This window comes from Yeguia hominis (assembly GCF_014384705.1).
Classification (GTDB): Bacteria; Bacillota; Clostridia; order Oscillospirales; family Acutalibacteraceae; genus Yeguia; species Yeguia hominis.
On record NZ_JACRSN010000001.1, the window covers coordinates 100,598 to 113,457 of the forward strand.

Annotated in this window: 14 protein-coding genes; 3 read left to right on the plus strand and 11 right to left on the minus strand. The window is 49.5% G+C overall.

Annotated elements, in window-relative coordinates; genetic code table 11:
- Positions 1-47 precede the first annotated feature (47 nt).
- From IAG03_RS00450 to IAG03_RS00480, 7 genes are all read right to left on the minus strand, one after another.
- The gene (locus IAG03_RS00450) at positions 48-1,466 is read right to left on the minus strand and encodes an L-fucose/L-arabinose isomerase family protein (protein WP_249317685.1); all 1,419 of its coding nucleotides are present in this window, start codon (positions 1,464-1,466) and stop codon (positions 48-50) included.
- A 16-nt stretch (positions 1,467-1,482) separates the two neighbouring features.
- Positions 1,483-2,292: a sugar phosphate isomerase/epimerase family protein gene (locus IAG03_RS00455; protein WP_249317686.1), complete on the minus strand. Its 810-nt coding sequence runs from the start codon at positions 2,290-2,292 to the stop codon at positions 1,483-1,485.
- 175 nt (positions 2,293-2,467) lie between these two features.
- Entirely contained in the window at positions 2,468-3,319 is an 852-nt protein-coding gene (locus IAG03_RS00460) for a carbohydrate ABC transporter permease (protein WP_249317687.1), read from the minus strand.
- Positions 3,312-4,202, minus strand: coding sequence for a carbohydrate ABC transporter permease (locus IAG03_RS00465; protein ID WP_249317689.1), 891 nt, complete (start codon positions 4,200-4,202; stop codon positions 3,312-3,314). Before IAG03_RS00465 ends, IAG03_RS00460 begins: the two co-directional genes overlap by 8 nt.
- Before the next feature lie 96 nt (positions 4,203-4,298).
- A complete protein-coding gene (locus IAG03_RS00470) occupies positions 4,299-5,054 on the minus strand; it encodes a type 2 periplasmic-binding domain-containing protein (RefSeq protein ID WP_249317691.1) in 756 nt (251 codons plus the stop codon).
- Positions 5,055-5,168: 114 nt separating this feature from the next.
- Positions 5,169-5,714 (minus strand): type 2 periplasmic-binding domain-containing protein, encoded by a 546-nt coding sequence (locus IAG03_RS00475; RefSeq protein WP_249317692.1) that lies wholly within the window; start codon positions 5,712-5,714, stop codon positions 5,169-5,171.
- 214 nt (positions 5,715-5,928) lie between these two features.
- Positions 5,929-6,414 carry a VOC family protein gene (locus tag IAG03_RS00480; protein WP_249317693.1) on the minus strand — a complete coding sequence of 162 codons (486 nt, stop codon included), beginning with the start codon at positions 6,412-6,414 and terminating at the stop codon, positions 5,929-5,931.
- 405 nt (positions 6,415-6,819) lie between these two features.
- Here IAG03_RS00480 and hslO point away from each other — a divergent pair, with 405 nt between their 5' ends.
- The gene (hslO, locus tag IAG03_RS00485) at positions 6,820-7,695 is read left to right on the plus strand and encodes an Hsp33 family molecular chaperone HslO (RefSeq protein ID WP_249317695.1); all 876 of its coding nucleotides are present in this window, start codon (positions 6,820-6,822) and stop codon (positions 7,693-7,695) included.
- Between the two features lie 128 nt (positions 7,696-7,823).
- Here the strand turns inward: hslO and IAG03_RS00490 are convergent, their stop codons facing one another.
- Positions 7,824-8,117, minus strand: coding sequence for a hypothetical protein (locus tag IAG03_RS00490; protein WP_249317696.1), 294 nt, complete (start codon positions 8,115-8,117; stop codon positions 7,824-7,826).
- A 203-nt stretch (positions 8,118-8,320) separates the two neighbouring features.
- On the opposite strand from IAG03_RS00490, the gene IAG03_RS00495 reads away from it, so the two are divergent.
- Positions 8,321-8,629: a DUF3892 domain-containing protein gene (locus IAG03_RS00495; RefSeq protein ID WP_249317698.1), complete on the plus strand. Its 309-nt coding sequence runs from the start codon at positions 8,321-8,323 to the stop codon at positions 8,627-8,629.
- 278 nt (positions 8,630-8,907) lie between these two features.
- On the opposite strand, the gene IAG03_RS00500 is transcribed toward IAG03_RS00495, so the two are convergent.
- The 3 genes from IAG03_RS00500 to IAG03_RS00510 all read right to left on the minus strand — a co-directional run bounded on the left by IAG03_RS00500 (position 8,908) and on the right by IAG03_RS00510 (position 11,771).
- Positions 8,908-10,251, minus strand: a complete 1,344-nt coding sequence (locus IAG03_RS00500) for a uracil-xanthine permease family protein (protein WP_249317700.1) — start codon at positions 10,249-10,251, stop codon at positions 8,908-8,910.
- An 85-nt stretch (positions 10,252-10,336) separates the two neighbouring features.
- Positions 10,337-10,876, minus strand: coding sequence for a bifunctional pyr operon transcriptional regulator/uracil phosphoribosyltransferase PyrR (gene pyrR, locus IAG03_RS00505; RefSeq protein WP_249317701.1), 540 nt, complete (start codon positions 10,874-10,876; stop codon positions 10,337-10,339).
- Positions 10,877-11,114: 238 nt separating this feature from the next.
- The gene (locus IAG03_RS00510) at positions 11,115-11,771 is read right to left on the minus strand and encodes a flavin reductase (RefSeq protein WP_249317703.1); all 657 of its coding nucleotides are present in this window, start codon (positions 11,769-11,771) and stop codon (positions 11,115-11,117) included.
- 300 nt (positions 11,772-12,071) lie between these two features.
- Between IAG03_RS00510 and IAG03_RS00515 the strand changes: the two genes are divergently transcribed.
- Positions 12,072-12,482, plus strand: a complete 411-nt coding sequence (locus IAG03_RS00515; protein WP_249317704.1) for a hypothetical protein — start codon at positions 12,072-12,074, stop codon at positions 12,480-12,482.
- Positions 12,483-12,860: the final 378 nt, after the last annotated feature.

Genomic DNA, 12,860 nt, shown 5'->3' on the forward strand with positions numbered 1-12,860 from the left:
TTTATCACATAAAAGCCCTCTTGCAAATACGAAATTGGTTTTTGCGATTACCCAATCACCTGGCAGTCCATGTGGAGGATCTCCGCAATGGTGCGCAGCTCCTCGACATAGTCGCCGTATACCCCGTGAATGTGGTTGCACGGATACTTTTCGAGGAATTCTTCCGCACTGGCGGCGATCCGCGTAAACGCAACCGGCCACGCCGGCGTCGCCTTCGCGCCCAGCGCGTCCATCTTTTCCTGCTCAAACTGGACAATCTCGCCCGGTACAATCGTCAGATAGTAGTCCTTCCCCTTCCGCGCCAGTCTCGCCAGCGTCACGTTTCCAGGCGCCGCAAAATGATGCACGCTTCCGCCGCCTGCCGGGTAATCCTTCGATTCCGGATAGAACGCCACATGCTTCAGGTTCTCTTTCGGATCTTCGCTCTTGCCTGCATAGTACGTCGCCGCGGTTCCCGAATTTCCGAAAAACCACACATCCTCGCTCTTTTCATAGTGCCGCACATCCGCAAACAGCACCGGTTTTCCCGTCAGATGCTGGAACAGCTGCATCGTCAGCGCACCATCCATATCCGATTCCGTCGCCGCCACAATCGGCTCATGCGGTCCGTCCCAATCGTACATGTCGTTGAGGAACGCCTCCGCCAGATCCATCGTCACATACCAGTCCGTCAGATCTCCGTGCGCCTTGATTCCGATAAAGTCCAGTCCGCGCTTCTCAATAATCCGTCGCAGCCCGTAATAGGAGCGGATCTGCGTTTCCAGCTTTTCCGGCGTGAAGTTGCTGTCATTGTACGCGATTTTTCCCACATTTGCTTCCAGCCACTTCCGCGCTGCCGTTACGCGCGACGCTTCGACCGCCTCCCCTTCCTTCATGATTTCGTACTGTTCCACGTTCTCAACGTCAATTCCAAACCGTTTCTGCCACTCGTCGAGATTGGCCACCGTCGTATACATGCCCATCGGCCGTCCGCCGAAGTTTCCGTAGGTCAGCCCTTTAAGACGGTTGACGGCGCATGCAGCGCGGATATACCGCACCACGCGATCCTGGACTTCTGTCTCGTCGATGCTTCCCCACACCCGCGTATGGCTCTTTTCGATCTGATCGAGCGCTCCGGACGCCGCCATCATTCCCACCATTCCGCACTCTGACGGATGCAGATTGCAGAACAGCACATACGGTCCCGGCGCAAAGTTTGACGCCGCTGCCGTATACTGCGGATAGCACCAGATCGCATAGTTGAAGATCGTCATCTCCGCTCCGGCCTGCTGCAGCCGGTAGGCTTCCCGTTTCGCCGCCGTATTCGAATTGATCGGCGCCTCGCCTTCCACCACTTCGATCTCTCCGGTTGCTTCCAGCGCTTCCCGGATCCGTTTTTGATATCCCATATTCATCTCGTACTGCAATTCATGCAGATATGGACGGCCGTCTGACATCGTCAGCAGCCCGACTTTATATTTTTTCATTTTCTCACCCTTATCCCTATTCCGCTGCGCTCTCCAGAACTGCCTTCATAAACCGGCACGCCTTTCCTGCTTTCGCATCCATTTCCGCTTCATCCGCACCTTTGGACAGATCTCTCCATACCCGGATATCTTCGCCCACCTGTCCGCCCGGCGCAATGAACGGCTCCATTACCACGGCTCCGCGGTAATCAATTTCCCGCAGCGCTTTCCCGATTTCATGCCACGGCATCCGTCCCACGCCCGGCGTCTTCCGGTTCGCTTCACCAATATGGAAATGCCCGAGATAGAACCCTGCTGTATGGATGGCATCGGCTAAGGAATCTTCTTCAATATTCATATGGAAGGTGTCAAGCAGCAATTTGGCGTTCGGACTTCCCGTTGCTTTGCAAAATGCAGCGCCTTCTTCCGCTGTGTTGAGCAAAAATTGCTCAAAACGGTTCACGATTTCAAAACAGTACTGAACGCCATAGTCTTCTGCAGTTTTAAGAACACTTTTAAGACTTTCGAGGCTGCGCGCCACGTAGTCCGCCTTTTCCGTCAGATCCTTCGGCAGCTGCCGTACCGGCCAGCTGGCATAGTTGATTCCGCCATAGGTATTGCCGCCCATGTCCGAGATCATTTCGAGCGTCCGTTTGGCGTATTCGATTCCGGCATCCTGCGCTGCACGCCGGATTTCCTGACGTTCTGCTTTTCCCAAATCGACAAAATTCGCCGTACAGACCTCTAAAATGTCAAATCCCAGCCGAGCGACCTTTTGGATATGCATCGGATAATTCGCCTGCCACTCCCGCGTCCAATACGCAAAGTAAATTCCAACCTTGTTCATCTTCTCTTCCTCCCATCACTTTCATGACGCACAGCATGAAAACGATATAAAAACTTTTTTATATCGTTTTCGCTATCATATCATGTTTCACGGATTTCGTCAAGGAGAACATGCTTTTTTGCATATCTTTTTCCGAAATGTCACGTTTTATTTTAGCCGAAAAAACGTCATTCCATTATCCCTTGACGGCACCTGCTGTCATTCCCTGCATGATCCGTTTGCTGAAGATGGAATAAACCAGGATAATGGGGATACAAACCATCGTCGGTGCTGCAAACATCTGCGGATACATCGTGGTGCGTTCCCCTTTGAAGTTCGAAATTCCGAGCATCAACGTTTTCAGCTTGTCTGACGTAATCAAAACCAGCGCAAACGGATACTCGTTCCAAACCCACAGACAGCTGAGAATGGTCAGTGTCGCAATAATCGGTGCGCACATCGGCAGCACCACATAGGCAAGCCGCTGGCCAAGTGTCGCGCCGTCAATCAGCGCAGATTCCTCGATTTCAAAGGAAATTCCCTTGAGGAAATTCTCAATTAAAATCATGGAGAGCGGCAAATTGAACGCTGTAATCGGCAAAAACAGGCTGTACCAGGCATCGGTCATGTTCAGGCGCGAAAACTGAATATACAGCGGCACCAGAAATCCATGCACCGGAATCATCATACCCATCATGAACATGAAGTAAATGATCTTGCGCCCGCGGAATTCAAACCGATTGACAAAATACGCAACCAGGAAGGAAAACACGACAATCAGCACCATGCATACGGCTGTCACATAAATACTGTTAAAGAGATAGGTGTCCAGATGGCCGACCCGAATTGCACTGCCGTAATTTTCAAAATGGAGCTCTGTCGGAAATCCGATAATATCCGTATTAAATTGTTTTTCCGATTTTAGGCTGGAATAGATCATCCAGAAAACCGGATAAATTGCGAAAACCGTTAGGAAAATAAAGAAAATATTCAGGAGTGTTTTCAGAATTCCATTTTTAATTCGATCCCGCAGAACCAGATTATTCATATTTTTCACTCCTTAATAAAACGTTGAAAACCAGCACCAGAACCAGCGAAAGCAGCATGATTCCAATGGAAATGGTCGCACCGTAGCCGAGTTTCATTCCCATAAACGACATTTTATAGGCATGAATGGCCAGCACGGTCGAAGCAGTTCCGGGACCGCCGCGCGTCATCATCCAGATTTGGTCGAAAATCTTCATATTTCCGGAAATCGTGAGCAGCGCCGCTACCTTGACGGTATTCATCATCAGCGGCATCGTAATGTAGCGGACCTTCTTCATACCGCTTGCACCGTCAAGTTCTGCCGCTTCGAGAATGTCCGGTGAAATATTTTGCAGGGAAGCCAGAAAAATGACGACGTTGAGTCCCACAAACTGCCAGACATAGGTCATGGAAATCGAGTTGACCACGATTTTGGGATCGTCCAGCCACATCCGAATCCAGTCAGAACGCCCGATCAGTTCCAAAAAGGCGTTCAAAAGGCCAAACTGTCCGTTATAAACAATGAGCCATAGATATCCAACCACCACGCCGGAAAGAATGACCGGGAAGAAAATGACAAACCGGTACACGTTCCGCAGGCGCAGATAGGAGCTGTTCAGCAGAATCGCGATTATAAGTCCCAGAAGCATTTGTCCGACCAGACAAATCGCGATAATTTGCAGGTTATTTAAAAACGCATTCCAAAAATCTCTGTCTTTGACTAAGGTCGCGTAGTTTTCAAAACCAATCAGTTTGATTTTTTTACCGCCAGCCCAGTTCGTAAAGCTAAAATAAATTCCGACAAAAATCGGAGAAACGACCGCAAACAGATAAACCAAAATCGGCAAAAACAAAAATTTTACAAACTCAAATTTTGTCGGCCTGCACACCAAGCCTCGTTTCATTCCGCAAGACCTCCTTCGGCACAATTTGATACAAAAAGGGTGATTACTCCGAACCACCCTTTTTGTAAACAGGATTATATTGTTTCAGGAAGCGATTTATTTATTGACAACATACTGCTCGTAAGCATCGTCAATCCGTTTTGCGCCATCCTCCGGCGTTGTTGTGCCGATCATGATTTCCTGAATTACCGCACCGTAGGTCTCCAGCGGAGCGGATTCCATCAGAACATAATAGTCCGGGCAGAAGGAAGAGCTGCTCAGAGAATCCAGATACTGCTGCGTTACCGGGCCGACATTGGAGAAGTCTGCGCCTTCCGGAGCTTTGCTCGGATAACGGACATAACCCACTTTCAAGGCTTCGGTTGCATAGTCGTAGTTGGTCAGATAATAAACCATGGTTGCTGCTGCCTTGAAATTGTCTCCTTCGACAGTTTTTGAGATTGCGTGTCCCCAACCTGCGCCGCCCGAAACAGCGTTCTGTTTGCCAACTGCGCCGTCAACAGACGGGAAGAGGACAAGCTTTGTCGCATTGATAATTTCTTCCGAGCAGTTGAGCTCGATCCAGTCGGTGCTCCATGCGCCGGAGAAGAACATCGGAGACTGACCGTTTGCATAATAGGCACGGCCCATGTCTTCGTCGAGGGAGTTCGCGTCTGCGTTGAACGCGCCGGCATCCACCAACTCCTTGAGTGCTTTAAGCGCATTGACAAACTGATCGTCCGTGAACCGTGCGCCCTTGACTTCTTTCATGCTGTAGAACCAGTCCGTGCCGGTATAGCGGTCGCACAGAGAGCTCATGATACAGTCGCCGACCGGAGGCTGCGATTTGTTGCCCATTGCCAGCGGGATCATGCCTTTTTCTTTGACTTTTGCAATGGTATCGAGCAGTTCGCTCTAGGTTTCCGGTGCCTTGTCAATTCCGCATTCCTTCAGAAGGTCCATGTTGCAGAAGAGATAAGAGCAGCCCTAGAACTGTGCGGGCAGCGCCCAATACTTATCGCTGTAGAGGAAATCCGAGAAAGAACCATCGATGAACATCTCTTCCCAGCCGTCGACGCCGGAGGTTGCAAAGATTTCATCTTTATTGTAGATCAGTTCTGCATCAACAGCAGCAGGGATCATATCGCCGCGCGCAGACCAGACAGTCGGAAGATCGTCCGCCGCGATCAACGCTTTGATTTTCACAACGAAATCGTCATGCGCAATGGAGTTGTCCTCGATTGTCACATTCGGGTTTGCTTCCAAAAACTTTGTCATCAGCGTTTTGATGCATCTGCAGTTTACATCCTGCGCATCGGTAGGCCAAGCTGCCATATATGTAATTTTTCCGCTAAGCCACTCAGAGCTGTCCGATGCAGAAGAATCGTCTCCGACAGGTGCCGCGCTGGAATCAGACGCGGAAGGCGTCTCGCTGGAAGGATCTTTGCTTTCTGACTGCGAACATCCGACTGCAACGGCAAGCAGCATTGCAAGACAGAGGATCAACGCCAGAACTTGTTTTGCGTTTTTCATAGTTGTTCTCTCCTTAATAAAAAATATTTTGAAAAGGCAGCCGCCGCTGCCCTTTAACTAACTGAAAAACATTACTGTTCGAATTTCTGTACCATTTTGAAAGGCCAAGAAGCACAAAAAAAGCAGCCTCTCAGAAGCTGCTTTTCCATAAAATGTATTGTTCCAAAAGGTACACCTCTTGGAACGTCTTTCCGTTCTCCCCAAACGCTCGGTATCAGTCCGAATTCTCGGTTTCCTCCTCCGCAGAGCGCGGCGCCATGATTTCGATGGCCAGTTTCAGCGTTTCAAACGCGTCGAGATACACATAGCGGCCGGTATCCCACTGGCCGGACTGCACAAGCTTGCAGCCTTCGTCCTGTCCCGCCGCAATCGCGTCCTCCAAATTTTCAACTTCCAGCGCAATATGGTGGAAGCCCTCTCCGTTTGCATCCAGCGCAGCGCGCCATTCGCTCGGTTCCTTTGTGGGCTCTAAAAGCTCCACGAGTAAATTGGGGCCGATTTGAAAATTTGTCAGCCGGACGCGGCCCTCTGTCGGAGCACCGCGATAGGTGGCTTTAGACTTGGCATAAGAATCTGTTATCGAAATTTCCGGAACCGGAACCTTTAGAAAATCAGCATATGCCGCGGCTGTTTTCTCAATATTCTCAACAAGGATGCCAATATGTACGATCGGCGTTTTTCCAAAAACAAAGTGTTCCATATTTCCTCCTAATTTGTATTTAGATAAATTCCCACAAACCCTGTGGGTTCCGAACAGCAAAACGATCAGATGTATGAAAAAATTTTTATGATTCGAAATTGTTTTTTCTTTCCTTGTGTTTTATATTATCATCAAAATACCTTTTTGTCAAGAAAAAAGATTTATTTTTTGTACTGTTTTTTATGCTTAACGACATTTTATCTAAATAATTCAAATGTTCGCAGAATTGTTTGCGTTTTCAATTTTCGTTCTTTTCAATTTTTTGTGAGAATAATTTTCACGTATCCTTTCTTTCCTCTTTTTTCGTTCCAATTTGACAGTCCCGGAAAATCCGGTTACAATAAAAATAGCTTTCTTTATAATACTCCATCAAATCTAAAACGAAACTTGCAAAAGGGTGATCCAATGCTGCATTCTTATTTGCGCTCTGCAATGTCCCAAGACGGCAGCGCACGTCTTATTTTTGCCGATACCACCGCGATCGTTCAGCGCGCCGCTGATCTCCACACGCTTTCGCGCACCGCGACTGCCGCGCTCGGGCGTACCCTGACCGCCACCTCCATCATGGGATACCTGCTCAATGACGAAAAAAGTACCGTCACCGTACAGGTGAAAGGGGACGGCCCGCTTGGAAGTATTGTCTGCGTCAGCGATTCCCACGGAAATGTCCGAGGATACGTCGACCATCCGCAGCTCGAACTTCCGCCGAATGATAAGGGAAAAATTGATGTCGGCGGCGCAGTCGGAAAGGGCATTCTCTATGTCTCAAAAGACCTGGGGCTTGCAACGCCTTATATCGGCCAGTCTCCGCTTGTGACCGGGGAAATCGCCGAAGACATCACGGAATACTTTGCAAAAAGTGAACAAACTCCTTCTGTCTGTGCCTTGGGCGTCCGGGTCAACCGGGACGGCTCCTGCAAAGCGGCGGGCGGCTTTTTGCTGCAGCTGCTTCCCTTTGCAGACGAAGCTGTCATTCCAAAACTTGAAGCCAACATTTCCAAAATCGACTCCGTCTCCGCGCTGATCGCCGAAGAAAAAACCGCAGAAGAAATCATCGCGCTGGTTTTTGACGGAATCCCCTTTGATCTATTCGACCCGGCACAAATTGAATACCGCTGCACGTGCTCTCGTGAACGGTATCACCGGGCACTGCTCGGCCTCGAGAAAAATGATCTCGAAAAACTCCGCGCGGATGGAAAACCCATTGAAGCCTGCTGCCAGTTCTGCGGCGCGAAATATGTTTTTACGCCAGAAGAATTGCAGGCGTCTTCCGAGGCGTAACCGCGTCCACTTTTCACAGCGTATTTTCTCCTCAAAAAACATCAAAACACCCTCTGGCACAGGCAATCTCACCGGCTTACTTCCCATAAAACGAACCGCAAACAGCACCTCCTGTTGTAGCACAGAAACTACAGCAGGAGGTGCTGTTCTATCCAGACAATATAAAAAATTCCCGGCAAAGAAGGTTTTCGGCGAAAGGCCGCCGGAGAATCAGGCCGCGAGATCGGCGCGCATTTTAGGCTGCGTAAAGCACTCCGGCCTTTCCTCCGGATCGATTCACGCCTCTGGCTTTGGGTCTTTGTTGTTTCCATCAAATCTGCGGCAGGTTTCGAAATTGCTGCGCCGCTCTTGGCTGCATCGTCTTTATCACCTGCTTCTTGCATTCGACATATATCGCGTTTGTTTGGCACTTCCTTTGGCATAAAAATCGCCCTTTTCAATTAGAACATCACAGGCCGAATCCGTGTTCTTATTTTCGTTTTGCGTGTTTTTGCTTTTCCGTGCGGATTCACCTGCACAGCAAAATTCGTCTTTTCTGCATCAGGCTGTAATATTTACCTGTAGAACCGGCAAAATAATCATATCAGTCTCTCAAAAGGCCAATCAACAGAAAGGATGCGAAATCATGGAAGAACAAGGCGGAAGAATTGGAAATCTCCCCGCAAATATCAATGTCCTAAACCCGACTCCACGCCCGGATGCCAAACGGATCACAGAACTGGTCAAACACGGCGGACGCGTAGAAGGATATAAACTGTCAAACGGAGAAACCGTCACAAAAGAACAGGGCGTTCAGCTTGCAAAGGAAGGCGGAATCGCCGGTGTCGCAGTCGCTGCCAGAAACGGCAATGAATATCTCCGTTCTTTGCCGGATGGACAGGAAAACAACAATCTAGGGAACTTGCCGTCTGTGCGGGAACAGGTCCGTTTCTGAACAACTGAAGGGCAGAACAAACTATGCCCGAGGCGCTGACGCCGTCAGACCCTCGGGCGCTTTCAGCTTTTTTACAATCACAAAAACAAATTCTGTGATGTTCTTAATATAATTCATTCGGCTTATGCGGCCAAATTTCTTGCAAAATCGCACGCGCCCAAAACGCCTGCATACTTAAACCCCGGTACATTTTCGCACATACAAAAAACCTGACAGGCGCCAAAGCACCTGTCAGGTTTGCTTTTTTCGGAAGTTCGTTCTTTCGAGAGAATCCGGACTTAAACCTTAAAATTCACGGAAGTATCGCCTTCATGATCTTTTCCGAACTCATAGTCTTTTCCGGGGAGAATCGCATTGAGCAGGATCCCGACAATTGCGGCAACTGCAAGACCGGAAAGATTGATCGTGATGTCCGCAATCTGGAAGGAAACCGCACCGGCTGTGCTGAAGTTAATGCCGATTGCAAGCACCAGAATCATTGCGGCGATGATGACGTTGCGGCTCTTCGAGAAGTCCACCTTGTTTTCCACAACGTTTCGGACGCCGACCGCAGAGATCATTCCATAAAGCACCATCGAGACACCGCCGATGGTTGCTGTGGGCATCGAGCTGACCAGAGCTGCGAATTTCGGAGAGAAGGAGAACAGGATTGCAAAATAAGCGGCAATGCGGATGACGCGCGGATCGAAAACTTTGGTAAGCGCGAGAACGCCGGTGTTCTCACCGTAGGTCGTATTAGCCGGTGCGCCGAACAGAGACGCCAGCGTGGTTGCAAGACCGTCTCCAAGCAGCGTGCGGTGCAGACCGGGATCTTCAATGTAGTTTTCCTCGACCGTAGAGCTGATCGCGCAGATATCGCCGATATGTTCCACCATCGTCGCAAGTGCAATCGGAACAATCGTGATGATCGAAGCAATCAGGAGAGAGGCGTCGCAGTTTCCGGCAAGCGAAAATACCGTGTCGCTCCACTGGAAGGGCATGCCGATCCAAGCAGCGTCACGCACTTTTGTGAAGTCGACCTGTCCGGCAATCGCGGCAACCACATAGGAGGAAAGCACACCGAGAATAATCGGGATAATCTTGATCATGCCTTTTCCCCAGATATTGCAGACGATCACAACGGCAATCGCGATCAGTGCAATCCACCAGTTGGCAGCGCAGTTATTGATTGCAGAAGCGGAAAGCGTGATTCCAATCGCAATGATAACCGGGCCGGTAACGATCGGCGGGAAGAACCGCATCACGCGCTTGACGCCAAACCCGCGCATCAAAGCGGCCAGGATGAGATACAGCAGTCCGGCGCAGGCAACACCGGCACAAGCATACGGAAGCAGTTCTTTTTCCTTATTCGGTGCGATTGCCGCATATCCGGCAATAAACGCGAACGAAGAACCCAGAAATGCCGGAACTTTTCCTTTTGCGAGCAGATGGAAGAGCAGCGTTCCCAGTCCGGCAAAGAGGAGCGTCGCCGAAACAGAGAGGCCGGTCAGCGCCGGAACCAGAACGGTTGCGCCAAACATCGCAAACATATGCTGTAATCCCAGCACGATCATTCTCGGCACACCAAGCTGCCGGGCGTCGCGGATGCCTTCCGCGCCGATTTGAATTTTTTCTTTCCGCATGTTGTTGTCCTCCTGAATTTTGATATTGTTTCTATACCGGAAACCGATATAGAGAATCCGCTGATAATTCCGGCCACTTTAGCCGTTAGATAAGCCGGTACAGTTCTACGCCGGTTTCTTCCTCAAACGGCGGCAAACTGACCACAACAAGTTCCGAAGAAGAGGTTGGAATATTTTTTCCGACGAAGTCCGCCCGAATGGGCAGTTCCCGGTGTCCTCTGTCCACCAAAACCGCCAGCTCAACGCAGGCAGGCCGCCCGACCGAAAACAGCGCGTCGATCGCCGCCCGAACTGTGCGCCCGGTGTAAAGGACGTCATCCACCAGGACGATCTTCATCCCGGTCACGTCAAATCCGATCTCCGTCCCTTTCACCTTCGGTGCTTCCGCGATCGTGGAAAGATCGTCGCGATAGAAGGTAATATCCAGCGCACCGACCGGAAGATCCGCCTTTTCGATCTGCAAAATGTTTTCCGCAATCGTTTTGGCGAGCGGAACGCCGCGTCTGCGAATGCCGATCAGCGCGAGATTTTCGCATCCCCGGTTTTTCTCAATGATTTCATGAGAAATTCGAATCAGCGAACGATGCACCGCCGAGGCGTCCATCAGCTTTGCCTTATACTCCATGCCGCACCTTCTTTTTGACGCAAAAAAACCTGCCGCGAAGCGGCAGGTTGACAGAATCCTCCTCTAAAAAAAGCAGGGGTGTATCACACTTTTCTGAAATCTTGCCAGCCTCTCTGTGCTGCCTCTTAAAGATTTACCGTCCATTAGTGTAACACAAACTTTGCAATTCGTAAATAGCAAATTCAAAAATATTTCAAAATTCTGCAAAAATCGACACCCGTGCCGAAGCCGCGCAAAACTACCTCCGTTTAAACATCGATTTCTGCGCCCCGCAAATCGGGCACACCCAATCTTCCGGAAGATCCTCAAACAGCACATCCGGATTCTGATACACATAGGTGCAGATCGTACAGATATATTTTTCCGTCTCCGGATCCGTTAAGAAATCAGGCTCCTCATAGGACGGTGCATTCTGCGGCACAACGCCCTTGATTACCGAACGATAATACGCATACGTCATCGGCGTACCGGTCATGGCCTCGCTTCCCGCCGTAACTTCTGCGAGAAAAACGGTGTGCGTGGCGGTCTCCACCTGTCCGATCACCTTGCAAAGCATCCAGCAGCAGGCGCTTTCCTTTATAATCGGAACGCCTTCCCGCAAAACGCGGTGCCGGATATTTTTTAGTTTTTGAATGCTGCGTCCGGAATTCAGACCGAGCGCACCGATCACCGTGCCGGAAGTATCTTCCGAAAGGATCGAAACCGTAAAAATTCCAGCTTCCCGAATACAGGCATTGCTGTAATTGTCGTGATGGATGCTGACTGCAATCACCGGCGGTGTGGTTCCGGCTACCTGTACCACGGTATTGGCGATACAGGCGGAAGGGCCGCCTTTCCCCTTTACGCCGATTGCATACATTCCATACGAGAGCGCCCGCAGGATTTTTGGATCCATCCAGCTTCACCTTATTTCTATAAAATTATTTTAAAATCATTTTCGAAATTCGAAATTTCATACAGCAGTTACATTTATCGTATCATGAATTTTTCAGCCTGACAATATCCCAAATCTTAAAATCTGATTATTTTCCATCCGGGATTTCTCTGCCTGTACGATACTATGCCAGATCCTACGCAAGATATACCAAAATTTCCTCAGTTGTAAACATATTATAAATTTCAGAAAACCCGATTGAATTCCCCTGTTTTTCTGCGCTATAATGCAAGAAAGAAAATCAAAGAGGTGTCCTTGTCTATGCGTTTTCTGCAACGAATGGCCTACCGGCTGCAAACCTTTATGATCGGCCGATACGGTGCCGATCCGCTGAGCATCGCTCTGCTTGTACTTGGAATGATCATTTCTCTGGTCTGTTCGCTGGCCGGCTGGATTCCGTGGTCCTTTTTGGCCTATCTTCCCTACGGGTTCGCGCTCTATCGGATGCTTTCGCGAAAACTTGATGCACGCCGAAAAGAAAATGCTGTCTTTCTGCGGGTTTGGAATCCCATTGTCGACTGGGTTCGGTTTCGCAGGGAGGTTTTGCGCAACCGCAATTACCGGTACTTCCGCTGTCCGCATTGCGGCCTGCGTCTGCGCGCGCCACGCGGAAGAGGAAAAATTCGCGTCACCTGCCAGCGATGCCACCAGCAGTTTGAAAAAAAGACCTGATGCTGCCCGCGCAGCCGAGGCTTGTCTTTCGAATGTATTCGGGAGTTCTGCACGATTGTGCCTCCTGTATCCGCCGCGCCTAAACAGCCGAAATTCATCGAAAACGCCCTTCCGCATGCAGCTGAACAGCCCCCATTTGTTAGACAAGTATGGTAAAATACTTGTACTAAGGAATGGGGCGTTTTTCTATTTTTCAGCCACCCGCAATGTTCCGCTCGATATGTCGGTTTTCACAGTGCAAGTCGGTTCTGTACAGGAAGCATTTCGTAAAATTTCCAAAATTAAATTTATTTTTCGAAAATAATCTATTTAAAATTTATTATTTTGTTGCTTTTTTGCAATTTCTGCTGTATACTGAGGGTAATTAACATGGCAAAA